Origin of the sequence: Brachybacterium squillarum M-6-3 (genome assembly GCF_000225825.1) — a bacterium.
In the GTDB taxonomy this organism is placed as follows: domain Bacteria; phylum Actinomycetota; class Actinomycetes; order Actinomycetales; family Dermabacteraceae; genus Brachybacterium; species Brachybacterium squillarum.
The window spans coordinates 876,186-900,292 of the sequence record NZ_AGBX01000001.1 but is presented as its reverse complement, the minus strand read 5'-3'; the positions used below and the strand labels follow the sequence as shown (position 1 = coordinate 900,292).

The window sequence follows — 24,107 nt, the reverse complement described above, 5'->3', positions numbered from 1 at the left end:
GCTTCGCCAGACGGAGGGCGCTGTCGCTCTCGCTCCATCTGATGGACAGGGTGCCTACGGTGGAGGCATGGAGACCTACGAGAAGACCCGCCGCGGCGCTCCCGCCGGCTTCTTCGCGGCCGAGGCCGCCGGGCTGGCCTGGCTGGCCGAGCCCGGGGTGATCCCGGTGGTCCGGGTGCTGGAGGAGCGCCGCGACGGCCTGGTGCTCGAGCACCTCGCCCCCTCCTCCCCCGGCCCCGAGGAGGCCCGTGAGCTGGGCCGATCCCTCGCCGCGCTGCACGACGCGGGCGGCCCGGGCTTCGGCTGGACCCCCGCGGACACCGCCTGGTTCGGCCCGCTCGATAACCCCTTCCCCGTGGAGGCGACACCCCGGGAGGCCTTCGCCCCGTACTGGGCGGGCGACCGGCTGCGACCGCTGCTGGATCGGGCGCTTCCCGCCCTCGACGCCGAGGCCGCCCGTGAGCTCGAGGCGGCGATCGATGCGATCGCGGGCGGCGCCTTCGACGGCATCGCGGGCGGCCCCGCCGAGCCGCCGTCGCGGGTGCACGGGGACCTGTGGTCGGGGAACCTGCTGTGGACGGACACCGGTGGGGTGTTGATCGACCCGGCCGCCCACGGCGGTCACCGCCTGGAGGACCTCGCGATGCTGGACCTCTTCGGCGCCCCGCACCTGGACGCGATCCTCGCCGGGTACCGGGAGGCGCACCCGCTGCCGGAGGACTGGCGCGAGGACGTCCCCGCCCACCAGCTCTACGGACTGCTGGCCCATGTGGCGCTGTTCGGCGCCGCCTACCTCGGACCCACCCTCACGGCGGCCCGCGCCGTCATCACCCGGGCGCGGGCGTTGGGGGCCTGAGCCTCACTCCCGCGGCAGCCATCGCGGCTCGGCCGCCCCGTAGCCGCCGATCGGCGCGTCGAGCGCGGCGCCGTCGAGCAGCAGCGGGGGTGGCACGGTCTGCACCCGGCCGTGCGGGGTGGGGATCATCAGGCGCTGAGCCGGCGCACCGCCCTCCTCGGCGCAGCTGTCATCGGTGGCAGCCGACGCCCCCCGCGGCCGGGCCAGCAGGTCACGGGCCGCGCCGACCAGGTTCGCCTTCACTCGACCGCCGCGCCCGGAGGCCAGCAGATCCAGGATCCCGGCGGCCAGGCGCAGCCCGGTGGCATGGTCGAGGGCCTGCACGGGCAGCGCGCCCGGCCGTGCGTCGTCCCCGGAGTAGACGGCGGCGATGCCGGTGGCGGCCTGCACGATCGAGTCGAAGCCCTCCCGTGCGCCCCAGGGCCCGTGCTCGCCCCAGGCGGAGAGCGTCGCGACCACCAGGTGCGGGTGCCGGGCGCGCAGCATCTCGGGCTGCAGCCCGTGGCGGTCGAGGGAGCCGGGGCGGTAGCCGAGCACCACCACATCGGCGCCCGCCACCAGGGACTCGAGCGACCGGCTGCGGCCGCGGAGGTCGATGACCGCCGAGCGCTTGCCCATCCCGGCGGCGAGGAAGGCGTCGAGCTGCTCGGGCAGGTGCGGCGGGTCCAGCCGGAGCACGTCGGCGCCGAGGCAGCCCAGCAGCTGGGTGCCCATCGGCCCGGCCACCACCCGGGTCAGGTCCAGCACCCGCACCCCGTCCAGCGGTCGGCGAACATCCCGGACGGGCGGGAGGGTCGGTCGTGGCGCTCCCGGCTCGACCGCAAGCCACGGATCGTCCCGCGTCGCCAGCGCCTGGGCGTGACGGGTCCACTCCACCTCGGCGCGGACCACGGCAGCGATCCCGCCTCGTTCCTGCACCCGCGCGCACACCGTCTCCGCAGGAAGTGCCGCGCAGGCCTCCGCGAGGGCGGCCCGCTCGTCGGCGGCCCCGTCGAGGTCGAGCGCCGCGCGGAGGGCCGCGGCGTGGTGGGGGTAGTTGCCGTGCAGGCGCACCCAGCCGTCGGCCGCTGGGGCGAAGCCCGAGAGGGGTGCCCACGGCTCGGCCGCCCGACCGTCCACCTGCAGCTGCTCGCTCGCCGCGAAGGATGCCTCGACCAGCGTCGACACCGCCTCCACGCGCACGATGGCACCCCGGGACCCGGCGAGCGCGCGCACCGCATCGGCGGCGTCGGCGGCGGCGTCCATCCCCAGGCCCTCGACGTCGAGCGGCCCGGTCCAGGCGGGGATCCGGGATCCGGTCATGGGCCGAAGCCTGCCACGCGCCGTCGGTGAGCACGAAGGGCCGGGATGTGCTGGGATCGGGGGATGCGACTGTGGAGCCTGCACCCCTCCCTGCTGGACCGCGCCGCCCTGCTGGCGGGCTGGCGGGAGACCCTGCTCGCCCAGAAGGTGCTGGCCGGCGGCACGAAGGGCTACACGAACCACCCGCAGCTGCGCCGCTTCCGCACCCAGCCGGAGCCGCTGGACGCGATCGGCGCCTACCTGCTGGAGCTGCGCGCGGAGGCCACGGCCCGCGGCTACCGCTTCGACCTCACCCGCATCCTGCGTCCCGAGCCGCTGCCGGCCCCGCCGCGGATCCCCGTCACCGAGGGTCAGCTCGGCTACGAGCTGGAGCACCTGCGCGCCAAGTGCGCGCGCCGCTCCCCCGACTGGCTGGAACGTCTGCCCGCGCCGCGCACCATCCCGGATGCACACCCGCAGCTCATCGCGATCCCCGGGGACGTGGAGGACTGGGAGATCCGCTGAGCCGCCCGAACTCCGACCGGCCGGAGATCATTGCGCTCACGAACCACACGTGGCTCGCGAACGCACGGAAGTCCCCGCCGCGGCAAGGTGCAGGGGCACTTTTCGTCGGCTCCCTTCCCTGGGTGGAAGGGAGCCGACGAAAAGTACCCAGCGAAGGTCGGGCGAGCCGGGGCCACCCCGGCTCGCCCGGGAAACGGGGCTCAGCCCTCGCGAACCACCATGCGGGGGACCCGGTCGCCCGCGAAGGCGAGGGTGAACGCGGAGGGGCCGTTGGCGTGGTTCGAGCGCCAGTCACCCGCCACCACGAGGGCGCCGTCCCTCGGTCTCGTGGATCGCCCTCGACAGCACCCCGTCGCCTGCGGCCCGGGGGTCGGCGGCGCGTACCAGTTCGGCGAGGTCCGCGGTGCCGAGGCCGGGGTCGTAGGCGTCAAGGGCGGCCCGTCGCGCGCCAGCAGACGCGGAGACCTCCACGTCGGTCAAAGGATCTGCGGTGCCGACCACCCGGCCGTCGTGAAGGGCTCGTCGTCGGGATGGGCGTGGAACACCACCACGGTCGCCATGGCAGCGACCGCAGCAACCGCCTCAGGCGGGCAGGCCGGGGCGCTCGCCCCAGTAACCGAGGGTGTCGAGGGCGGCGTGGACGCTCTGCACCACCAGTCGGTCGTCGATCGGGGGCATCCCCGGCAGCATCGCGCGCATCAGGAAGGGCCCCGAGAGCAGGTCGGCGATCCAGCCGGGGTCGACCCCCGTCGCGATCTCGCCCCGGTCGACGGCGCGCTGCAGGATCACGCCGGTGAAGGCCCGACGCGGCGCCAGGTACTCGGCGAGGAAGGGCTCACCGCGCTCGGGGGTGGCGTCGATGGCGGCCAGCCAGCCGCACACCCCGCGCACCACCACGGGGTCGGTGAACAGCAGCCGCTGGCGGCGCTGCACCTCGACAAGGTCGCCGATCAGGCTGCCGGTGTCGATGTCCTCATCCGTGCCGTGGCGGGAGGTCAGCAACGTCGGCACCAGGTCCGCGAGGTCGCGGAAGCGCCGGTAGAAGGCGGGTTTGGTGGTGCCGGCGCGGGCGACGACCTCCTCGACGGTGATCCCCGCGTAGCCGCGCTCGGTGACGAGCTCGGCGGCGGCGCGGAGGAGGTGGTCGTCGATGGAGGAGTTGCGCGGGCGACCGGAGGGCGTCATAATGTGACTCAGCGTAACGTATTCGCAGCCGACGGCGGCGGGCGACACGGCCCGGGGAGCAGGGGGATACGGATGTACAAGCGGATCGTGCGGCCGAGGGTGCCGGACACCTTCGCCAGCATCAACGACGGGAACTACCAGGTCATGGCCGATTCCCTGGCCCCGTCCTTCGCCTATCGCCTCCACGGGGAGCACGCCCTGGGCGGCTACCGCACCTCCCGGGAGGCCATGACCTTGTGGTGGCAGCGCCTGATGCGCCTGCTGCCCGGCGGCGTCCGCCACGAGAACACGATGATCCAGCTGATGACCCTGGCCTGGGGCAAGGTCACCGAGGTCGCGACGCTGGAGGACCTGCAGGTGCTGCAGCGAGCCCTGGAGGCGATGGCCGGGGCCGGCACCGAGGAGGCGGTCGCTGCGCCGATCCAGGGATGAGGCCCCCCTCCCCCGGCGGCTGGGTGGGGGTCCCCTCGGCCGCCCCGATCCGGCGGGTGCTGCGCCGGCGCTCCGTGCGCCCTCGCACCGGACAGCAGCCGGTGGTGCGCGCGCCCGAGCCCGACCCGACCTCCCTGCCGCCCGCTGCGCCCGAGCGCGAGCCGGACTGCTCCTTCTGCCGCCTGCTGGACGAGCTCTCGGCGGGCTGCTGGGTGGCGCGCGAGCCCCGCGCGGCCGCCCTGCAGCCCCTTGCCGCCGACGCCCTGGCCCCCGGGCACGTGGTCGTGGCCAGCGAGCAGCACATCTCCGGCATGCCCGAGGCGTCCCCGGAGGACCTGACGGCGACGATGCTGCTCGCCCAGCGGATCTCCCGGGGCATGCGGGAGGCGCTCGGCGCGACCGGCGTGAACCTGCTGCACTCCAGCGGGACCGACGCGGGACAGGAGGTCGCCCACCTGCACCTGCACCTGGTGCCGCGCTGGGAGGGGGACGGGCTGCGGGCCTGGCCCTCGTCCCGGTCCACGCATCGCGCGCCGGAGGACTGGCAGGAGCGGCTGCGTCGATCCTTGGCGGGCTGAGCCGCACCCGGCCGCCGCACCGCCGTCAGTGCGGCAGCCGGGCCAGGTCGCCCAGCCCCAGCACCGTGGCCAGCGGCTTCAGCCACAGCAGCTCCCCTGGGCGATACTCCTCGGCGCGGCGCAGGCGGGCGGCGAGGTCCGGACGCGCCAGCGCGAGGTAGGCCCGGGCCTTCTCGGCGTGCAGCGGGTTGGAGACGATCGCGATCGAGTCCGCGTCCTCGATCAGCGGGATCGCGTTCTGCACGTTCTCCCAGGTGCTCGCGCTCTCCGCCTCCAGCAGGAACTCCCCCTCATAGCCCAGCGCCCGGGCGTGGCGGGCCAGCAGCTCGGCCTCGGGGACCGGACCGCCCACGGCGCCGCCGCAGCACACCAGCACGCTCTCCCCCGCGGCCGGGTCCAGGGTGCGCAGGGCGGCCCGCACCCGGAAGCGGTTGACGGCGTTGATCCGCTCGCCCTCGTTGCGGTAGCCGAGCACCACCACGGCCTCGCGTCCCGGCGGCGTGCCGCGCGGGACCCCCAACCGGCGCCGGCTGGAGCGGGCATGGATCAGCTCGGAGGCACCCAGCACCCCGAGCACCAGGACACCCAGCGTGCCGGCGACCGCCCAGGGCACGGTGCGGGGACAGAAGGACATGACCCGAGGGTAGGGGGCCGTCGTCGCCGTGGACCGGACGGTCCGTCGCCGCCGCCCGCGTCGGGACCCCACCCGCCGACGTGCCACCCTGTCGCGATGGACATGTCGATGATCTGGAACGGCTGGACCCCGATCGTGCACGGGGCGGTGATGGCGACCTCGGGCTACCTGGTCCTCGTGCTGCTGCTGCGCATCACGGGACCGCGGACGATGTCGAAGATGACGCCGCTGGACTTCGTCATCGCGGTGACCCTCGGCTCGGCGTTCGGGCGCACCATCACCGCCGGCACCGTCTCCCTGGTGCAGGTGGTCTGGGTGCTCGTGCTGCTGGTCTTCCTGCAGTGGCTGCTGGCCTGGGCCCGGGCGCGCTCGGCGCGGGTGCGCGGGCTGGTGGACCACCCGCCGGTGGTGCTGTTCGAGGAGGGACGGCCCGTGGAGCGGGCGCTGCGGCGCCATCGCCTGGTGGAGGCCGATCTGCACGAGGCGGCCCGGGGCGCCGGCCACGGTTCGCTCGAGGACATCCACACCATCCTGCTGCTGCGGGAGGGCAGCCTCGGGGTGATCACCCGGGACGCGATCGGGGACGGCTCGAGCGTGAGCCGCTACGCCGAGGGCCGTTCGGACTGACCGCGGCGGCCCCGGACCCTCGGGTCCGGGGCCGCGCCGGGGCGGACGATCAGTGGTCGTGGCCCTCGTGGCCGTCCTCGCCGCCCTCGTCCGAGGCGTGCTCGTCCTCGGAATGGGACTCCCCGGAGACCTCGTACTCGCCGGAGACGGTGCCGCTGGTCACCTGGATCTCGTGGGGCACGACGGGCAGGTCGATCTCCTGGGAGGCCTCGCCGGTGGCGATGTCGACCATGGTCAGATGCTGACTGTCGGGGTCCACGACGAAGGCGGTGCCGTCGGCGACGGCGAGCATGGGTGCGGCCGTCTGCCACTCGTCGGGCTCGGTCCACTCCTCGGTGACCGGCACCTCGTGCAGGATCTCCCCGCTCACGGGGTCCAGGATGTTCAGCTCGCCGTCGGTGGTCAGCACCAGTGCCTCGCCGTCGGGCCCGCGGTCCAGGGAGCGGAACCAGTACTCGGCGCCGAGGTCGACGGTGGTCATCGAGTCGTCGCGGGTGTCCAGCAGGCCGATCCGGGTGGGACGTTCGATGTCGCCGGCGGGATCCTCCTCGACCTTGTAGTCGGTCAGCACGATCGGGGAGTCCTCGCTGCCCTTCTGGTTGCCGGAGCGCTGGTACTCCTCGGGCACCTCGACCTTGTGGAACGCGCCGTCGCGGTAGACGACGGGGCCGTTCTCGCAGCCCAGGGTGACGACGTCGCCGCTCTCGGTGGGCTGGGCGGTGGCCTCGCCGTGCACGCCCGGGCAGTCGTCGGTCTCGGCGACGACGGTCCCCTCGGCGTCCCGTACCTGGACGGTGCTGCGGGCCTCCTCGGTGCCCTGGGTGGTGAGCAGTCCGCCGTCGGACAGCGGGACGGCGACGCCGTGGTGCGGGTCGTCGGCGGTCTCCGTCCCGAGCACATCGAGCTCTCCCTCGGCGAGGCCCGCGGGGTCGATCAGGGTGATCTCGCCGGTGCCGTCGGCGAACAGGGCGGTGCGGTCGCCATGGGGGACGACGTGGCCGGGCAGGGGCGCCTCGACGGTGAGGTCGGTGAGCCGCGGCGACTGCTCGTAGTAGTGGTAGTGGTCGCCGTGGGCCATGGCCTCGAGGCCGGTGTCGTACATGGCGAAGGCGTCATTGCCGCTGACCACCACGGTGCGGCCGTCGCCGGCGGGGTTCAGCCGCAGGTAGCCGGGCATCTCCGTCCGGTCCAGCACCTCGCCGTCGGAGCTGACGGCGGTGGTGGCGGGGACGCAGGCGCTGAGGGCGAGGAGGCCGGCGCCGGCGAGGACCGCCGCCCGACGGTTCGTGACAATGGTTCTCATCAGGTTCATGCCGGGAAGGTATCAGCAAAACGCGAACGGTTCTCATTCGCGCTCGTGCCGGCCGTCACATCGGCGACGTAGACTGCCGGGCATCCGGGGGGATGACGGGGCGAAAGGGGCGCCATGCAGGGGGACCAGATCACACCGCGCCGGGCTCGCTGGCTGCCGCGCGCTCTCGCGATCGCGGCGTTGACGGCGACGGCGAGCGGCTGCGAACGGCCCGCGATGTTCGACCCCGAGCTGCTGCCCGCAGGCACGGAGCGGGTCGAGCTGCCCTCCGGAGCGACCGCCCAGGTGGACCTGGGCGTGTTCAGTCCCGGCGTCGGCGACGCCTGGGACGTGATCGCCGTCGGCGACGGGGACGTCCTCGCCGCGGAGGTGGTCGGAGGCAGCAGTGTCTTCGGCGAACGCCGGACGCGCGACGGAGGGGCCGCCGGGGGCGACTCCCGCTTCGCCGTGGAGCTCGAAGGGCTGGATCCGGGCACCAGCACCGTCGAGGTCCGCTACTGCTACCGCACGAAGTCCGACCCCGACTGCGACCAGGGACCGGACGCCCCGGTCGAGAACGTGGTCATCGAGGTGGAGGTGCTGCCGGGGTGACCGACCCCCGGGCTCAGATCACCCCGAAGGCGAGCATCGCGTCGGCGACCTTGCGGAAGCCGGCCACGTTGGCGCCCACCACGTAGTCGCCGGGCCGGCCGACCTCCGCGGCGGTCTCGACGCAGGTGGCGTGGATGCCGGTCATGATCTGGGTGAGTCGCTCCTCGCTGTGCTCGAAGGTCCAGGCGTCGCGGCTCGCGTTCTGCTGCATCTCCAGCGCGCTCGCGGCCACGCCCCCGGCGTTGGCGGCCTTGCCCGGGCCGAAGGCGACCCCGGCCTCGGCGAAGAGGTCCACGGCCTCCGGGGTGGAGGGCATGTTCGCGCCCTCGGCGACGGCCAGCACGCCGTGCTCGACCAGGGTCTTCGCATCCGCCCCGTCGAGCTCGTTCTGGGTGGCGCAGGGCAGCGCGACGTCGACGGGCACCTCCCAGACGCTGCCGGTGCCCACGAAGCGGGCGCGCCCGCCGCGACGCTCGGCGTACTCGCCGATCCGCCCGCGCTCGACCTCCTTTATCTGCCGCAACAGGTCCAGGTCCAGCCCGTCCTCGTCGACCACGTAGCCGGAGGAGTCCGAGGCCGTGACCGGCGTCCCGCCGAGCTGACGCACCTTCTCGGCTGCGTAGATCGCGACATTTCCGGAGCCGGAGATCGCCACCCGGCGCCCGTCCAGGGAGGCACCGCGGGTGCGGAGCATCTCATCGGCGAAGATCGCGGCGCCGTAGCCGGTGGCCTCCTTGCGCACCAGGGCGCCGCCCCAGTCCAGCCCCTTGCCGGTCAGCACGCCGGCCTCGTAGCGGTTGGTCAGGCGCTTGTACTGGCCGAAGAGGTAGCCGATCTCGCGGGCGCCGACGCCGATGTCCCCCGCCGGCACGTCGGTGTACTCCCCCAGGTGGCGGTGCAGTTCGGTCATGAAGGACTGGCAGAAGCGCATCACCTCGCCGTCGCTTCGGCCGCGGGGGTCGAAGTCGGCCCCACCCTTGCCGCCGCCGATGGGCAGCCCGGTCAGGGAGTTCTTGAAGATCTGTTCGAAGCCGAGGAACTTCACGATGCCGAGGTTCACGCTGGGGTGGAAGCGCAATCCGCCCTTGTAGGGGCCGAGCGCCGAGTTGTACTCCACGCGGAAGCCACGGTTGACCTGGACCTTCCCGGCGTCGTCCACCCACGGCACGCGGAAGATCAGCTGCCGCTCCGGCTCGCACAGGCGCAGCAGGATGCTGTGCTCGGCGTACTCCGGGTGGCGACCCTGGATCACCGCGAGGGACTCGAAGACCTCCTGCACGGCCTGGTGGAACTCGGGCTCCCCGGGATTGCGGCGCATGACCTGCTCGTAGGTGTCCTGCAGCGGCGAGTCGAACATCGGGGGGACCTCCTGGACGTGGCGCGGGCCGCGCGGGGGCGCGGCCGGGACCTCAGCCTAAGGAGGACCGGCGGTGACCGGGAGGGGCGTCCACGTCCGCCCCGGGGGGCACCGCTGGTAGCTTCAGCTCGCCCCTGCCCGACGGGTCGCCCCGCCCGATGGCGTCGGGAAGGGCCACGAGAACGACAACGAGGTCAGCCCGTGACCGATCCACCCGCGGACGCCGTCGCGGCTCCCCCTGGCCTGGCCCCTGCTGGTCCTGCTCGCGACCACCTCCGCCGGACAGCTGCTGGCCGTGGTCGGCGGGCTGCTCGCGGCCATCGTGCTGCACGGGGTGTGGGACTGGGCCGGGCTCGCCAGCCCGGACCCGGTCCTGCTGTTCAAGGTCCACGGGGCCGTGATGGTCCCAATCTTCCTCGCGGTGCCCGTGTCGGTGCTGGTGCTGCGCCGGCGCCTCGTGCTGCGCGCGCGGGTCGGGTCGCCGGACGACCCCTCCACGGCACCCGCGCCCCACGACCGCTGACGGCGGCGCCCCGGCGGCCGCGGGCAGCGAGGGACCGACCCCTTCCCCGCGCGCGCCTTCCTCTCGCACCCCTCGTTGCGTACGAACGTACGCATGGCCTCCTCGACCCCCGGCATCGCCCCCGAACTGCGTCGCGCCCGCGGCGCCGTCGCCGCGATGTTCCTGACCAACGGCGCCCTGCTGGCGAACCTCCTGCCCCGCTACCCCGAGATCAAGGCCGCGCTGGGCCTGGACAACGCCACCTACGGGCTCGTGCTGGCCTGCTTCCCCGCCGGCGCCATCGTGGCCGGCCTCGGCGCCGGGGCGGCGATCCGTCGCCTGGGCTCGGCACGGGCCTCCGTGATCGGCACCGCCCTGACCGCCCTGGGGCTGCTGCTGGCCGCCAGGGCGCCGGTCGCCGGCGTCCTGGCCCTCGCCCTCCTGCTCGCCGGGGCCTGCGACGCGATCACCGACGTGGCCCAGAACGCCCACGGCCTGCGGGTCCAGCGCCGCTACGGCCGCTCGATCATCAACTCCTTCCACGCCCTGTGGTCCGTGGGCGCGGTGACCGGCGGCGTGATGGCGGCCGCCGCGATCGCCCTCGAGGTGCCGCTGCGCTGGCACCTCACCGCCTCCGGACTGCTGTTCACCGTGGTCGCCCTGGTGGCGCTGCGCTCCGCCCTGCCCGGCCGCGACGGGGACGACGCCGCTCCCGAGCGGACGGAGCACGCGCCCGCGGACGGATCCCGCGCGACCCGACGCATCCTCGGCGTCGCCGTGCGCCGTCCCGCGATCATCCTCGGCGCGCTCGTCGTGATCGCCCTCGGGGGCACCCTGGTGGAGAACTCCGGCAACTCCTGGGCCACCCTCTACCACTCCCGCGACCTCGGTGCCCCCTCCACCCTCGCCGCCACCGGCTTCATCGCCCTGGTGGGTGCGCAGTTCCTCGGCCGCCTGCTGGCCGACGGGATGGTCGACCGCTTCGGCCAGCGCACCGTCGCCCGCACGGGGGCGCGATCATCGCCGCCGGGATGGGACTGGCCCTGGCGGTGCCGACCGTGCCCGGCACCATCGCCGGCTTCGCCCTGGCCGGCTTCTGCTCCGCGAGCCTGGTGCCTGCCGCGATGCAGGAGGCCGACGACCTGCCCGGCCTGCCCGCCGGGACCGGCCTGACGGTGGTCTCCTGGCTGATGCGGCTCGGGTTCCTGCTCTCCCCGCCGCTGGTGGGCCCGGTGGCCGATGCCGCCGGACTGCGGGTGGGCCTGCTGGTGGTGCCCTTGGCCGGGCTGATGGTGGTGCTGCTGGCGGGGATGCTGAGCCCGCGCCGCACGGTGGGGGCGGACGAGGAGGCCGTGCTTGCGGCCACCCGGGCAGACCCCACCCGCTGAGTCCGGCACGACCCCTCGCCCGGAGGGTGGGCCGACGATCCCCGGGGAGCACGGGGACGGACGGTCAGGCCGGCGTCGGCTCCGGGCCGCCGGCCTGCTCGCTCCCGCACCCCGGCGTCGTCGCGGGCGCGGCCAGACGGGCGATCGCCTCCTGCGCCAGACCCGGCCGGGGCTCGCGGTCGTGCAGTGCGCGGTGGATCGTCAGCCCCTCGTTCATCGCGTCCAGCAGGGTCGCCGCGGTGTCGTCCACGAAGGGCTCCAGGCAGGCGCGGGTGCGGTCCATCCAGGCGCTGGTGATCTCGCGGAAGGCGGGCCGGCGGGCGGCGAGGGTGTGGAGCTCGAGGGACAGCACCAGGTCGCGGTCGGTGCCGAACACGTCCTCGTCGATGTTGGACGCGAAGGCGGCCAGCGCCTCCTCGAGGCCCTGCGCGGCGGCCGTGCGCCGCTCGAGGCTCGCGGCGGCGCCCTCGGCGAAGCGACGGAAGGCCGCCTCCAGCAGCTCGTCCATCCCGGCGAAGTGGTAGGTCATCGAGCCCAGCGGCACATCGGCCGCCGCAGCCACCCGGCGGTGGGAGGTGCCCGCCACCCCGTGCTCGGCGATCACGTCCAGGCAGGCGGCGACGATGCGGTCGCGCCGCTCGGGGTCGTGGCGACGACGGCGCGGAGCGGCACGGGCCCCGCCCTCGGCGGCGGCCACGGTCGGCTCCTCGGAGGGCATGCTCATGCCCCGACCGTAGCGGCCGGGGCATCAGCGGTGGGGCGACGGGGCCCCGGACCGATCAGGGCTGCTCCTGCTCGGGATCGGGATGGAACAGCTCCTCGATGGGGGCGCCGAACACGGCGGCCAGTTTGAAGGCCAGCGGCAGGGAGGGGTCGTAGCGGCCGTTCTCGATGGCGATCACCGTCTGCCGGGAGACCCCGAGGGCGGTGCCGAGCTCGGCCTGCGACCAGCGCCGCTCGGTGCGGAGGGCCTTGATCTCGTTGCGCATCGCGGGCTCCTCAGCGGTACCGGAGATTGGCGACGGAGGTGCCGAACAACCACGCCGCCATCATCACGATGAAGGCGAACATCCAGCTCAGGCGCGGTCCACCGAAGGCCTCCCACAGACCCAGGCTGAGCAGGATCGGCACCCCGATCGCGAAGGCGGTGGTGAAGGACTCGCCGAGCTTGCGCTGCTCGAACTCGTCGGCCTCGCGGAAGTAGGCGACCACTGCCCAGGTGATCAGGGCGACGCTGGGCAGGGTGATCAGCAGCGGGATCCAGGAGGGCTGCCCCGCGTTGCGCACGATCAGGGCGAGCGGCAGGGCCAGCATGTAGAGCGCCATGCCGAGGAAGAAGCGGATCATGTAGCGGCGGGCGGCGGGGGTGGTGCGGCGGTCGGAGCGTGCCATGGGACTCACCTCGATGGTGGGGCCGGGAGATCCCGGCGGGTGGGTGGACGATGCCGGCACCCACAATGTATGGCGTCCTTGACACACGGGTCAAGGGTTCTTGACAAATAATGTTGAGCTTCCTTGACACCGGATCGGGACGACGACACCGGGGAGCCCGGACCCGCCAGGGGTCTCAGCGGTCGTCGAGGCGGGCGTGCAGCCAGGCCGGGTCGTCGGTGGTGATGGTGTCGGCCTCGCAGGCCAGCGCCACGGCGAGCTGCTCGGCCGTGTTCACCGTCCAGGGGTTCAGGCGCAGCCCGGCGGCATGCACGGCGCGGCCGGCTGCCAGGCACAGCCCGTCGATCCCCGGGCCGATGCCGCTCGCGCCCAGCTCGGTCGCGGCGGCGACGGCTGCCTCGTCGATCTGCTCCACCAGCAGGGACACGGGGGTGCCGGGGGCGTCGCGGACCACCTGCGCGAGCGCCTCCGGGTGGAAGGAGATGACGGTGGAGGCGGCCGCCGGGGAGCTCGTCGGCAGCGCGGCCAGCAGCTTCCCCACCGCCGTCGCGGCGGCCGGGGCCTTGACCTCGATGAACAGCGGCACACCCGTGACCGCCAGCAGCTCGGGGAGCAGCGGCACCGGCTCCCCCGCCTCCAGGCGCACCTCGGCCAGCTCGGCGGCGGTCAGCGCGGCGAGCGCGCCGGTGCGCCGCGCGGAGTCCGCGGCGGCGGTGCGGTCGATGCTCTCGTCGTGCATCACCACCACCTGCCCGTCTCGGCTCAGGTGCACATCGCACTCCAGCCAGGCCGCGCCGTCCTGCTCGGCGCGACGGAACCCGGCCAGGGTGTTCTCGGGGGCGTGCACGGGGGCGCCGCGGTGGCCGACGACGGAGGGGCGGGGGCTGGTCACGGGGACCTCCTGAGGGGAACGGACGCGGGACGTCGGGGCGGACGGAGTGCGGACAGGGAGCGGACAGCGGTCGGACGTGGCGGTGGCCGGTCGGGTCGGGCGCGAGCAGGACCGGGACGTCAGGCGCCGGCGAGGCGGCGGCGGGCCCAGGCGGGGTCGTCCACGGTGAGGGTGTCGCAGCCCAGGTCCAGCGCCCGGTCGAGCTGCTCCTCGGTGCGGGCGGTCCACAGGTTCAGCCGGCGTCCGCCCTCGCGGCAGCGGGCGGCGTCCTCGGGCCGGCAGTCGCGGATGCGCAGGGACAGCTGCGCCACCTCCAGCTCCTCGGCGACGGCGAAGAAGGCGTCGTCGGCGGCGTGGGCGATGAGCATGCGCGGGACCTCGGGGGCCTCGGCGCGGGCGGCGGCGAGCGCGGCGGGATGGAAGGAGATCACCCATGCCGGAGACGTCCCGGGGTCCGCGAAGGCCTGGCGGGGGAAGCGCTCGCGCAGCGCGGCGACGACCAGCGAGGCGGCGGCCGGGGCCTTCACCTCGACCAGGGCGGGCACGGCGGCGCCGTCCGGTCGGTGGGCCGCATCGAGCATCTGGGCCAGGCGGGGCAGGCGCTCGCCGTGCTCCAGCAGCACGGTGTCGAGCTCGGTGCGGGTGTAGCCGTCGACCCGTCCGTGGCGCAGCGGGGAGGCCGGGGCGGCGGTGCGGTCCAGCTCGGGGTCGTGCAGGATCACGTCCTGCCCGTCGGCGCTCAGGTGCACGTCGAACTCGACCAGGTCAGCGCCCTCGGCGATCCCGCGGCGCACGGCGCGCACCGTGTTCTCGGGCTCCAGGGCGGCCGCACCGCGGTGGCCGACGAGGAGCGGGCGGGGGTCCTGGTCTCGGGGAGGCTGCACGTCCGGCACTGTACCCAGCGCGCGAAGCCCCGGCCTACCCTGTGCCCATGGCCGACGCCCCGAAGACCCAGCCCACCGACGAGGACCCCGTCGCCTACTGCGCCGCCCTGCCCACCGCGCGCCGGCGCGAGGAGAGCGCCCGCCTGCTGGAGCTGTTCGGCGAGGTCACCGGCGAGCGGCCCGTGATGTGGGGCCCCAGCATCATCGGTTTCGGCGAGACGGCGTACGAGAACCCGGGCGGCAGCAGCGGCACCTGGCCCCGGGTCGGCTTCAGCCCCCGCAAGGCGGCGCTCTCGCTGCACGTGCTGCAGGACAACGCGCGCACCGCCGAGCTGCTGGAGCGCCTGGGCAAGCACCGTCGCGCGGTGGCCTGCCTGTACGTGAACGGCCTGAAGGACGTGGACGAGGACGTGCTGCGCGAGCTCGTCGCCCACTCCTGGGAAGCCTCCGCCGGCACCGGGACCTGCTGAGCCGCCGAGGTCCGGACGCCGACCTGGTGACACATCGACCGCGGGCCTCGCCCCTCGCTCCGGCGTGAGGCGAGGTTTCCCTACGTGACCTGGACCGATGAGGTGAGGCTCGGCACGGCTGACAAGCGCACGACCAGGGTCTATGGTCGGTTCCATGAAGCTCTCCGACACCCTTGAGAAGAAGTTCCAGGACCAGATCACCCTCGAGTTCGCCGCCTCGATCACCTACCGGCAGCTCGCCATCGAGGCCGACGAGCAGGACCTCACCGGCATCGCCGCCTGGCTGCGCCACCAGGCGGACGAGGAGATCGTCCACGCCAACAAGTTCATCCAGCACGTCTCCGACCGCGGCAACCACGCCGCCATCGGCACCATCGAGGCGCCCCACGTGGCCGCCGGCCTCTCGGTGCTCGAGATCTTCGAGGCCTCCCTGGCCCACGAGGAGAAGGTCTCCGAATCCATCCGCGAGCTGTACCGCGCGGCCGACAAGGAGGGCGACTACGACTCCCGCCCGCTGCTGAACTGGTTCGTGGACGAGCAGATCGAGGAGGAGGCCACCGTCTCCGAGATCATCGGCCGCGTGAAGCTGATCGGTGATGACGGCTCCGGCCTGCTGCGTCTGGACGCCGAGCTGGGAGAGCGCCCCGCCGGCTCCACCGAGGCCGACGGCGAGTGACCCGCTGACCTCCTGATCCACCGGACGCCCGGGCACCCCCCGTGCCCGGGCGTCCGCGCGTCCGGCGGCGCGCACGCTGCGTGCCCGGGCCGATCCGACCCCCGCGCACGTCCGACCCGACCCCCCTCGGTCCTCCCCCGCCAGTCGCCCCGGCACTGTCCACGAGATGTACTCAGATGACAGGTGGCGTGGAATAGGCGCGCGGCCTGCCACCCGAGTACATCCGACGGACACGACCTCGCGGTGGGCGGACGCGGTCCCGACCGGGTGCCACGCGATTCCTCCCCACCGTCCACACGTCCACCGCCGGGGTCCCGGGCACCACGGCCCGCGCAACGGAGCACGACGCTGGTCCGATGATGTCGCCACCGCGGGGACCCGAGGTCCACGTCCGAACCCGTCGCGAACTGGAGGATGCCGGCTACGGGCGCCGCGCGATCGAGCGCCTGGTCGCCGAGGGGACGATCATCGCGCTGGGCCGGGGCTACTACGCCACCGGCGACACCCCGGCCGCCGTCCTCCGGGCACTTCGGCACGGCCACCGGGTGACCTGCGTCGACGCACTCAACCTGTACGGCTTCTGGGTCCCGACCTCCCGCGGCGACCACCGCGCCGCCCTGCGCAGCGCGCGACTCGACATCGCGCCCGGATGCGACGTGGTCCTGCATGCCCCGATCCTGCGGAGATGGCCGGATCCCCATCCGGTGCTCCCGCTGCCGCTCGCCCTCGAACACGCGGTGCACTGCCTGGATGCCGACGGGGCGGCGATCGTCCTCGAATCGGGCCTGCACCTGAAGCTCATCGACGCCTCCGCCGTGCAGGCCGCCACGGCCTCGCTCTCCCAGCGGCGCCAAGCCTCGATCTTCCCGCTGCGAGGGGACGCGGAGTCGGGCACGGAGACCCGGGTGCGGCGCGGACTGACTCGCGCCGGGGCCCGGATGCGCTCCCAGGTCTGGGTGGAGGGCATCGGGCGCGTGGATCTGCTGGTCGGCGAGCGCCTCATCATCGAGTGCGACAGCGTCGCCCATCACGCCGGGGTCGAGGACTTCCACCGCGATCGTCTGCGGGACCTTACGGCTCACCGTCTCGGGTACACGGTGGTGCGTCTGACCTGGGAACAGGTGATGCTGGACTGGGACCACACCCTCGCCACCCTTCTGGCGATGATCCGGGCCGGTGTCCATCGCAGGCCGCGACGCCGAGGGTGAGCCGCGGGCGCTGTCCACCGGATGTACTCAGGTGACATGCCGCGTGCACTATCCACGCGACATGCCACCTGAGTACATCTCGTGGACAGGGATGGGGGCGTGGGGGCGCATCCGGGCGGCGCGGCGCGCGGGGTGGGACGGATGGGCTGGTCGGGGGCTGGGCGGCGTGCTTGACTGAGCGCGCGGGGGCACCTCCCGGCCGTCCGCGCCGGGGTGCCGCGCGCGGCGCCCCGGGAGTTCCGTCACCCCAAGGAGTCCCGCATGGCCACCCCGCAGAACACGCCCTACATCAGCTTCCCCGGCAACGCGGGCGAGGCCTTCGCCTATTACCGGGACACCTTCGGCGGGGAGCTCGAGGTGATGACCTACGACGAGTTCCCGGACCTCTCCGGCTTCCCCTTCGCCCCGCCGCCCGGCGCCGTGGCCCACGGGGTGCTCACCGGCGGGCTGCTCACCCTGGCCGGGGGCGACTCGATCGCGAGCCCCGGGCAGGAGCTGCCGCCACTGGGCTCGGACGTGTACTCGTTCCTGATCGGTCTGGACTCGGTCGAGGAGGCGAAGGCGCTGATCGAGAAGGTGACCTCCACCGGAGGCCGCCTCGCGATGCCCTTCGAGCTGGCGCCCTGGGGAGACCACTACGGGCAGGTCACGGACCCCTTCGGCGTGCTGTTCGCGATCGTCGTGGCCGGTGCGCACGGCTGATCCCGCCCACGCTCGACGCGGCCCCCGCGCCGCCCAGGCGCCCTGGCGCCCTGGCGACACGCCACACACCCATTTATGGAATATTCAACCAATCGCTAGGGTTGGGACCATCATGCGAGCCTTCGGATTCCTCAGCTTCGGTCACTACGGCGGTCGCCCCGAGCAGGGCGGCCTCAGCGCGCGCCAGATGCTCCACGACGCCCTCGACATCTCGGTCGGCGCGGACGAGCTCGGCGTCAACGGCGCCTACTTCCGCGTCCACCACTTCGCCACCCAGTCCGCCTCCCCGATGCCCCTGCTGTCGGCGGTCGCCGCCCGCACGCAGCGCATCGAGGTCGGCACCGGCGTCATCGACATGCGCTACGAGAACCCGCTCTACATGGCGGAGGAGGCCGCGGCGCTGGACCTGATCGCCGACGGCCGGGTGGCGCTCGGCGTCTCCCGCGGCAGCCCCGAGCCCGCCGAGCGCGGATGGGAGGCCTTCGGCTACACCGGCAGCACCGACCCGCGCGGCGCCGACATCGCCCGCGAGAAGTTCCCGCAGTTCCTCGCCGCGATCCGCGGGGAGCCGATGGCCCGGGCGGCAGCGCAGCCCTACGGCGCGCCCGTCTCCCCCGGCGCCGGACTGCACATCGAGCCGCAGTCCCCGGGCCTGGACACCCGCATCTGGTGGGGCGCCGGCTCCCGGGAGAGCGCGGAGGACGTCGGTCGGCAGGGCCTGAACCTCATGAGCTCGACCCTGCTCACCGAGGCCACCGGCGCCTCCTTCGCCGACCTCCAGGCCGAGCAGATCGACCGCTACCGCGAGGCGTTCCGGGATGCCGGGCACACCCGCGCCCCGCGCGTCTCCGTCTCCCGCAGCGTGTTCCCGGTGATCACGGAGCAGGACCGGCGGCTGTTCGGCCTGCGTCCGGGCGACGGCGCCGACCAGATCGGCATCATCGACGGGCACCGCTCCACCTTCGGCCGCACCTTCGTGGGCGAGCCGGACCAGCTGATCGAGGAGCTGCGTGCCGACGCCGCGGTGCAGAGCGCCGACACGCTGATGCTCACCATCCCCTCGCAGGCCGGCGTCGAGTTGAACCTGCACATCCTGGAGAGCTTCGCGACCCACGTCGCCCCGGCGCTGGGCTGGCGGCCGAACACCGAGGGCCCGGTGCAGGGCGACCCGATCAGCGCCTGAACGGAGGCGGCACGGGGCCGATCCGGTCACGTCCTCTCCCGGAGGGCGGGGACCAGGACCTACGGTGAGGGCGGGCGCTCCGGCGCCCGCCCTCCTCTCGTCCCCGGCTCCTCCGGAAGGTCCCCGTGCCCTCGACGCCCGCTCTGGTCCCGGCCTCACCGGTCGCCGACACGGGAAGCGCCGCACTCCGGGACCTGCTGTCACCCGCCGCCGCGAGCCGTCCGCTGACCCTGTGGGGGTCCAGCTCGATGAGCTCGCACCGCGGCGAGGACGACTCCCCGCTGCCGGTGCGGATCCATGAGCGCCTCGCGCTGGCCTGCGGCGACGGCGTCGTGCATCCCTTCGGCGTGGCGGCCACCCGCTCCGGGCACACGATGCTCACCCGCGGCCTGGACACGCCGCATGCCACGCTGCTCACGACCCCCGCGACCGGCACGGGGGCCGTGCTGTTCGATCTCGACGGCGGCCTGTCCCCCGTCGGCCCGCTGGTCTTCCCGGCGCGGCTCGGCACGGTGACCGGCCTGGTCGACGATGCCGACGGCGCCTGGCGCTTCACCCCCGAGGACCCCTCCGCCCGACTCGCCGACGGCACGCTGACCTCGACGCTCACCGACGGGCTCGACGATGCGCGGCAGATCCTGTGGACGGGCAAGAACAACATCCGCGAGGTGGAGCAGGTGCTGGCCGACGTCCAGCGGCTCTGGGAGTCGACCCCCACGCCGGCGACGGACAGCCTGGTGCTGGGACAGTGGCCCACCGAGCGCGACCCCGTCGGCTCGGACACCGGGGAGGCCCTGGCCACGGTCAACGCGGAGCAGACCGATCGCTACGGCGAGCGCTTCCTGGACCTGCAGGCCCTGCTGACCAGTGAGGACGGGCTGGCCTCCGCGGACAGCCTGGCCCCGCTGCATCTGCTGGAGCAGGCCTCGACGCACGAGGCGCTGGCGCAGGGCGTGACCCCGCCGCTGCTGGTCGCCGCGGACGGCACCCACCTGAACGGCTGGGGCAATCTCGCCGTGAGCTGCGCGATCGTGGAACGGATGGGGGCGCTGCGATGGCTGTGAGACGTCCTCCGGTGCCGCGTCTGCGCCACGGCGCACCCGGCGCGCCCCGGCCCGCGGCCCCGCACGCCGCCGCCCCGGTGACCACGGCCGCCCGGTCCGCGGTTCCGCGCTCCGCCGCGCCGGAGCCCTCCGGGCCGTCGCGTCGGCCCGTGCTGCTGGGGGCCGCCGCCCTCGCGGTGACCGCCGTGCCGCTCGGAGCGATCGGGGTGCCGCGGCTGCGCTCGACCCTGGTGGGCGGCACCTCCGCCCTGGACGGCGCCGAGGAGGCGCTGATCTGGGCGACCGAGGCGGGGGTGCTCGACGGCACGACCGCCGCGGCGGACACCGTGGACCGCGGCGCCCTGGCGCGTGCCCTGCATCGCGCCGCCGGGTCCCCCGCGGTGCCCGCCCCCGCCGTGGACCCGGCCGTCGACCTCGGCGACGACGTCGACCGCCGCGCGGCACTGCTCTGGCTGCTCGGCCGCGGCGCGCTCACGGTGGACGCGGACTTCGCGGTGCACCCGGAGCGGGCGGTCACCCGCGCCGAGGGCGCCGCCGCGCTCACGCATCTGCTGCGTCCCTCGCTGCTGGCCCTCGGCGTCGCCGCGACCGTGCCCGAGGACGCCGTCGATCCCGCGGTGAGCTGGCTCGATGCGACCGGGATGATCCCCTCCGCGCTGCGGCAGGATCCCGCCGACACCGCCGGGGCGCTCACGGCCGGCGAGCTCGCCCTGGTGCTGCGCCGCAGCGAGGAGGTCGTGGCCGAGGCCCTGGCCTGAGCCGGGCCCCGACCTTCCCGCGCACGCAGGATTCCCCGCGTCCCCGCGCCCGCGCCTCGTGCGTCGGTGCCCCGCCGTAAGGTGAGGCCATGAGCGACACCCCCGCGCACGCCGCGTACCTCCGCCACCCCGATGTCCACGCTGACCTGGTGACCTTCACCGCCGCGAACGATGTCTGGCTGGCCCCGCTGGCGGGCGGCACCGCCTGGCGCCTCACCGATGAGGGTGCGCCCGTCGCCCATCCGCGCTTCTCCCCCGACGGCGCCCTCATCGCGTTCATGTCCCGCACGTCGGGCGGCCCGGAGATCTGGGTCGCCACGGTCGACGGCTCCGTCCCGCCGCGCCGCCTCACGACCTGGGGCAAGCCCACCACGAAGGTCTCCGGCTGGCTGCCCGACGGGCGGGTCCTCGCCACCACCAGCCATGGCGCCCCGCTGGCGCGGGACGCCCAGCTCTGGGCGGTGGACCTGGACGGCGCCGCGGAGCTGCTGCCGCTCGGCCGCTCGGGGGAGGTCGCGATGCACCCCGACGGCACCACGGTGGTGAGCACCCCGTGGCGCCGTGACCAGGCCGGATGGAAGCACTACCAGGGCGGCACCGCGGTGAAGCTGTGGATCTCCCGGCAGGCCGTCGCGCTGGACGCCCCGGCGGCCGAGCACGCCGCGCGTTCCTGGGAGCCGCTGCTGGACGAGCTGCTGGCCTCGAAGATCCGCATCGCCTGGTACGGCGACCGGCTGATCTTCGCCTCGGACACCCCCGGGGCGGGGGCTGCGCGCACCGACCGGGCGAGCGCGAACCTGTGGTCGGTGGCCGCGGACGGCTCCGACCTGCGCGCCCACACCGCGCTGAGCTCCGCGGAGGGCTACCTGCGCGAGCCCGCGACCGACGGCACGACCATCGTGTTCGGCTCCCGCGGGCGCCTGTTCGCGATGGACTCCCTGGAGGCCGCGCCGCGCGAGATCGAGGTGCGCACCCACGGCGTCGGGGCCGCCCGGCTGCCGCGCCCCGCCTCCCCGAGCGCGAACCTGCTGGCCATGCGTCCCGTGCACGACGCCCGGGCGAGCGTGGTGGAGTGGCGCGGCAGCGCCCATCTGCTCACCCACCGCGGCGGTCCCTCCCGCCTGCTCGCGGGCCGCTGCGGGCTGCGCCTGCGGGAGGCACAGCCGCTCGGCCGCAGCCCCTACGCCCTGCTGGTCAGCGACGAGGCCGCGCAGGCGGACCGCACCGAGGGCGGCGTCGGCTCGGACCGGCTCGCCCTGGTGCGGCTGGACGGCTCCGGGGAGCCGATCGAGCTGGATCTCGGCCCCCTCGGGCGGGTCCTGCACGTCGCCCCCTCCCCCGACGGCTCCCGCGTCGCGGTCTCGACCTCCGAGAACGCCGTCCACCTGGTGACCCTGCGCGGGGTCGAGGACCCCAGCCGCACCGCGGCACAGGAGGCCGCCCCGGCGAGCGCGGCCTCCGCCTGGGAGCAGGACGGCGCCGCGGAGCCGACCTCCCCGCGGCTGGACGGCATCCGGGAGCTCGGCCGCTCCAACGGCGGCGAGATCCGCTCCCTGGCCTGGTCACCGGACGGCCGCTACCTGGTATGGACCGAGCCGGACTCGTGGACGCTGGGCCGGCTGATGATCTCCGACGTGCAGGACGCCGACCCCACCGGCCGCGCGCTCACCTCGGGGAAGTACCAGGACAGCGAGCCCGCCTTCAGCGCCGACGGCAAGCACCTGGCGATGCTGTCCCTGCGCACCTTCGAGACCGCCTACGACGACATGGTCTTCGACCTGGGCTTCGTCAACGCCGAACGGCCGCACCTGATCCCGCTGCAGCGCACCACCGAGGACCCCTTCGGCCCGCACCCGGATGGCTGGTCGGCCTCCGCCGATCCGGCGAAGCCCGCCGCCGACACCGCCACTGGGACGGATGCCGCGGAGACCCCGAGCGTGGAGGCGAGCGCTGCCGAGCCGGCCACGGCCCCGCCGGTCAGCGCGAGCAGCCCCGCCGGGGCCGATGCCGCCGAGGTCGCCCCGCGGACCGTCGTGGACCTCGAGGACGTCGAGGCACGAGTGGTGCCCTTCCCGGTGCCCTCGGGCTCCTACTCGCACCTCACCGCGGTGAGTGGCGGCTTCGTCTGGCTGCGGCACCCGCAGGCGACCGAGCTCGGCGCCGCCCGCGCGGGGGTGGAGGGCGAGGACCCGGCCCCGACGCTCGAGCACTGGAGCCTCGCCGACCGGAAGCTGACGGTGCTCGCCGAGGGCGTCACCGAGCTGTGGGCCGCCGGCGACGGCGAGTCCCTGGTGATCCGACAGGCCGAGGCCTTCGTGCAGCTCCCGGCCACGCGCAAGGCGGAGGAGGAGGACCCGGCACGGATCGTCATCGACACCTCCCGGCTGCGGCTGACGGTGGACCCGGTGGCCGAGCGCCGCGGGATGCTCTGGGACAACTACCGGATCATGGCGCAGCAGTACTGGCGGGCCGACATGGATGGCCAGGACTGGCACGCGATGACCTCCTGGTACGACCCGGTGATCGCCCGGGTGGTCACCGAGGACGACTTCCAGGACCTGATGTGGGAGGTCATGGGCGAGCTCGGCACCTCCCACGCCTACGTGATGGGCCCGCCCTATCAGGCGGACCCGCCGATGCTGACCGCCTACCTCGGGGCCGAGCTGGAGCCAGCCGCGCAGGGCTGGGCGATCACCCGGATCCTGCCCGGGGACTCCTCGGACCCGGGTGCCCGCTCCCCGCTGCTGGCGCCCGGGGTGGCCGCCGAGGTCGGCGACGTGATCGTGCGGATCGACGGCCGCGAGGTCGGCGCCGAGGGCGTGGGTCCGCTGCTTGTGGGCTCCGCGCACAAGCCCACCGAGCTGCTGCTGAGACGGGACGGGGCGGAGCGCCGCGTGGTGGTGACGCCGCTGGGCGATGACACCCAGCTGCGCTACCAGGCATGGGTGGCCTCGCGGCGCGAGGCCGTCGCAGAGCTGTCCGACGGGCGCCTGGGCTACCTGCACATCCCCGACATGGTCTCCAGCGGCTGGGCACAGATGCACCGTGACCTGCGCGAGGCCTCCACGAAGGAGGGCATCGTGGTGGACGTGCGCTACAACAGCGGCGGCCACACCTCGCAGCTGGTCACCGACCGGCTGGCCCGGCGCGTGCTGTCCTGGGACTTCCCGCGGAACGAGCGGCCCGGCACCTACCCCTCCTTCGCCCCGCGCGGCGCAGTGGTGCTGGTGACGAACCAGGAGGCCGGCTCCGACGGCGACATCGTGAACGCGGTCTCGCAGGCGATGCGGATCGGTCCCGTGGTGGGCACCCGCACCTGGGGCGGCGTGATCGGCATCGACGGCCGCTTCGACCTGGTGGACGGCACCGGCGTCACCCAGCCGAAGTACGCGAGCTGGTTCGAGGGCCAGGACTGGGCGATCGAGAACTACGGCGTGGAGCCCGACATCGAGGTGCCGCTGCCTCCGAACGCCTGGGTGGCCGGAGAGGATCCCCAGCTGGCCCGCGGGGTGGAGGAGGCCCTGGCGCTGCTGGAGGAGCACCCGGCGGCGACGGCACCGGAGCTGCCCGCGCCCCGCTTCGGGGCCTGATCCGGGAGGCGAGCCTCTCG

Annotated in this window: 27 protein-coding genes; 17 read left to right on the top strand and 10 right to left on the bottom strand. The window is 74.3% G+C overall.

Annotated features, from left to right (window positions below):
• Positions 1 to 67 precede the first annotated feature (67 nt).
• On the top strand, positions 68 to 856 hold the full coding sequence (locus OM98_RS03990) for a fructosamine kinase family protein (protein ID WP_010533289.1): 789 nt from the start codon (positions 68 to 70) through the stop codon (positions 854 to 856).
• Between the two features lie 3 nt (positions 857 to 859).
• Here the strand turns inward: OM98_RS03990 and OM98_RS03985 are convergent, their stop codons facing one another.
• Positions 860 to 2,158: a CoA transferase gene (locus OM98_RS03985; protein ID WP_010533288.1), complete on the bottom strand. Its 1,299-nt coding sequence runs from the start codon at positions 2,156 to 2,158 to the stop codon at positions 860 to 862.
• 63 nt (positions 2,159 to 2,221) lie between these two features.
• Here OM98_RS03985 and OM98_RS03980 point away from each other — a divergent pair, with 63 nt between their 5' ends.
• On the top strand, positions 2,222 to 2,662 hold the full coding sequence (locus tag OM98_RS03980; protein ID WP_010533287.1) for a pyrimidine dimer DNA glycosylase/endonuclease V: 441 nt from the start codon (positions 2,222 to 2,224) through the stop codon (positions 2,660 to 2,662).
• A gap of 582 nt (positions 2,663 to 3,244) precedes the next feature.
• Here OM98_RS03980 and OM98_RS03970 read toward each other — a convergent pair.
• A complete protein-coding gene (locus tag OM98_RS03970; protein ID WP_010533284.1) occupies positions 3,245 to 3,847 on the bottom strand; it encodes a TetR/AcrR family transcriptional regulator in 603 nt (200 codons plus the stop codon).
• Positions 3,848 to 3,919: 72 nt separating this feature from the next.
• Between OM98_RS03970 and OM98_RS03965 the strand changes: the two genes are divergently transcribed.
• Positions 3,920 to 4,279 carry a nuclear transport factor 2-like protein gene (locus OM98_RS03965; RefSeq protein WP_010533283.1) on the top strand — a complete coding sequence of 120 codons (360 nt, stop codon included), beginning with the start codon at positions 3,920 to 3,922 and terminating at the stop codon, positions 4,277 to 4,279.
• Positions 4,276 to 4,857, top strand: coding sequence for an HIT family protein (locus OM98_RS03960; protein ID WP_050812611.1), 582 nt, complete (start codon positions 4,276 to 4,278; stop codon positions 4,855 to 4,857). The genes OM98_RS03965 and OM98_RS03960 overlap by 4 nt, the downstream gene beginning before the upstream one ends.
• A 25-nt stretch (positions 4,858 to 4,882) precedes the next feature.
• On the opposite strand, the gene OM98_RS03955 is transcribed toward OM98_RS03960, so the two are convergent.
• Positions 4,883 to 5,491: a YdcF family protein gene (locus OM98_RS03955; protein WP_010533281.1), complete on the bottom strand. Its 609-nt coding sequence runs from the start codon at positions 5,489 to 5,491 to the stop codon at positions 4,883 to 4,885.
• Between the two features lie 96 nt (positions 5,492 to 5,587).
• Here OM98_RS03955 and OM98_RS03950 point away from each other — a divergent pair, with 96 nt between their 5' ends.
• Positions 5,588 to 6,118, top strand: coding sequence for a DUF421 domain-containing protein (locus OM98_RS03950; RefSeq protein ID WP_029362677.1), 531 nt, complete (start codon positions 5,588 to 5,590; stop codon positions 6,116 to 6,118).
• A gap of 49 nt (positions 6,119 to 6,167) precedes the next feature.
• On the opposite strand, the gene OM98_RS03945 is transcribed toward OM98_RS03950, so the two are convergent.
• Positions 6,168 to 7,430 (bottom strand): hypothetical protein, encoded by a 1,263-nt coding sequence (locus tag OM98_RS03945; RefSeq protein ID WP_010533279.1) that lies wholly within the window; start codon positions 7,428 to 7,430, stop codon positions 6,168 to 6,170.
• 114 nt (positions 7,431 to 7,544) lie between these two features.
• Between OM98_RS03945 and OM98_RS03940 the strand changes: the two genes are divergently transcribed.
• Positions 7,545 to 8,021, top strand: coding sequence for a hypothetical protein (locus OM98_RS03940; protein ID WP_139017566.1), 477 nt, complete (start codon positions 7,545 to 7,547; stop codon positions 8,019 to 8,021).
• Between the two features lie 13 nt (positions 8,022 to 8,034).
• On the opposite strand, the gene gdhA is transcribed toward OM98_RS03940, so the two are convergent.
• Positions 8,035 to 9,378, bottom strand: coding sequence for an NADP-specific glutamate dehydrogenase (gdhA, locus tag OM98_RS03935; protein ID WP_010533277.1), 1,344 nt, complete (start codon positions 9,376 to 9,378; stop codon positions 8,035 to 8,037).
• A 295-nt stretch (positions 9,379 to 9,673) separates the two neighbouring features.
• On the opposite strand from gdhA, the gene OM98_RS03930 reads away from it, so the two are divergent.
• From OM98_RS03930 to OM98_RS16405, 3 genes are all read left to right on the top strand, one after another.
• Entirely contained in the window at positions 9,674 to 9,901 is a 228-nt protein-coding gene (locus OM98_RS03930; RefSeq protein WP_010533276.1) for a hypothetical protein, read from the top strand.
• A gap of 93 nt (positions 9,902 to 9,994) precedes the next feature.
• Positions 9,995 to 11,053: an MFS transporter gene (locus OM98_RS14455; RefSeq protein ID WP_342626422.1), complete on the top strand. Its 1,059-nt coding sequence runs from the start codon at positions 9,995 to 9,997 to the stop codon at positions 11,051 to 11,053.
• Entirely contained in the window at positions 11,005 to 11,268 is a 264-nt protein-coding gene (locus tag OM98_RS16405; RefSeq protein WP_342626421.1) for a hypothetical protein, read from the top strand. The genes OM98_RS14455 and OM98_RS16405 overlap by 49 nt, the downstream gene beginning before the upstream one ends.
• Before the next feature lie 64 nt (positions 11,269 to 11,332).
• Here OM98_RS16405 and OM98_RS03920 read toward each other — a convergent pair whose 3' ends face one another.
• The 5 genes from OM98_RS03920 to OM98_RS03900 all read right to left on the bottom strand — a co-directional run bounded on the left by OM98_RS03920 (position 11,333) and on the right by OM98_RS03900 (position 14,436).
• Entirely contained in the window at positions 11,333 to 11,992 is a 660-nt protein-coding gene (locus OM98_RS03920) for a TetR/AcrR family transcriptional regulator (RefSeq protein WP_010533275.1), read from the bottom strand.
• Positions 11,993 to 12,047: 55 nt separating this feature from the next.
• Positions 12,048 to 12,257, bottom strand: coding sequence for a helix-turn-helix transcriptional regulator (locus OM98_RS03915; RefSeq protein ID WP_010533274.1), 210 nt, complete (start codon positions 12,255 to 12,257; stop codon positions 12,048 to 12,050).
• Between the two features lie 10 nt (positions 12,258 to 12,267).
• Complete coding sequence (locus tag OM98_RS03910) at positions 12,268 to 12,660, bottom strand: hypothetical protein (RefSeq protein ID WP_010533273.1); 393 nt, start codon at positions 12,658 to 12,660, stop codon at positions 12,268 to 12,270.
• 175 nt (positions 12,661 to 12,835) lie between these two features.
• Complete coding sequence (locus OM98_RS03905; RefSeq protein ID WP_010533272.1) at positions 12,836 to 13,552, bottom strand: glycerophosphodiester phosphodiesterase; 717 nt, start codon at positions 13,550 to 13,552, stop codon at positions 12,836 to 12,838.
• A 119-nt stretch (positions 13,553 to 13,671) separates the two neighbouring features.
• Entirely contained in the window at positions 13,672 to 14,436 is a 765-nt protein-coding gene (locus tag OM98_RS03900; RefSeq protein WP_033194959.1) for a glycerophosphodiester phosphodiesterase, read from the bottom strand.
• A 47-nt stretch (positions 14,437 to 14,483) separates the two neighbouring features.
• Here OM98_RS03900 and OM98_RS03895 point away from each other — a divergent pair, with 47 nt between their 5' ends.
• The 8 genes from OM98_RS03895 to OM98_RS03860 all read left to right on the top strand — a co-directional run bounded on the left by OM98_RS03895 (position 14,484) and on the right by OM98_RS03860 (position 24,087).
• On the top strand, positions 14,484 to 14,906 hold the full coding sequence (locus tag OM98_RS03895) for a DUF1801 domain-containing protein (protein WP_010533270.1): 423 nt from the start codon (positions 14,484 to 14,486) through the stop codon (positions 14,904 to 14,906).
• Positions 14,907 to 15,060: 154 nt separating this feature from the next.
• The gene (locus tag OM98_RS03890; RefSeq protein WP_010533269.1) at positions 15,061 to 15,582 is read left to right on the top strand and encodes a ferritin; all 522 of its coding nucleotides are present in this window, start codon (positions 15,061 to 15,063) and stop codon (positions 15,580 to 15,582) included.
• Positions 15,583 to 15,938: 356 nt separating this feature from the next.
• Positions 15,939 to 16,790: a type IV toxin-antitoxin system AbiEi family antitoxin domain-containing protein gene (locus tag OM98_RS03885; protein WP_010533268.1), complete on the top strand. Its 852-nt coding sequence runs from the start codon at positions 15,939 to 15,941 to the stop codon at positions 16,788 to 16,790.
• 261 nt (positions 16,791 to 17,051) lie between these two features.
• On the top strand, positions 17,052 to 17,492 hold the full coding sequence (locus OM98_RS03880; RefSeq protein ID WP_010533267.1) for a VOC family protein: 441 nt from the start codon (positions 17,052 to 17,054) through the stop codon (positions 17,490 to 17,492).
• A 112-nt stretch (positions 17,493 to 17,604) separates the two neighbouring features.
• Entirely contained in the window at positions 17,605 to 18,675 is a 1,071-nt protein-coding gene (locus OM98_RS03875; protein ID WP_010533266.1) for an LLM class flavin-dependent oxidoreductase, read from the top strand.
• Positions 18,676 to 18,923: 248 nt separating this feature from the next.
• Positions 18,924 to 19,739 (top strand): hypothetical protein, encoded by an 816-nt coding sequence (locus tag OM98_RS03870; protein WP_010533265.1) that lies wholly within the window; start codon positions 18,924 to 18,926, stop codon positions 19,737 to 19,739.
• A gap of 149 nt (positions 19,740 to 19,888) precedes the next feature.
• Positions 19,889 to 20,497, top strand: coding sequence for a hypothetical protein (locus OM98_RS03865; protein WP_139017564.1), 609 nt, complete (start codon positions 19,889 to 19,891; stop codon positions 20,495 to 20,497).
• Positions 20,498 to 20,586: 89 nt separating this feature from the next.
• Positions 20,587 to 24,087, top strand: a complete 3,501-nt coding sequence (locus tag OM98_RS03860; RefSeq protein ID WP_010533263.1) for a S41 family peptidase — start codon at positions 20,587 to 20,589, stop codon at positions 24,085 to 24,087.
• The last annotated feature ends 20 nt before the right edge of the window (positions 24,088 to 24,107 follow it).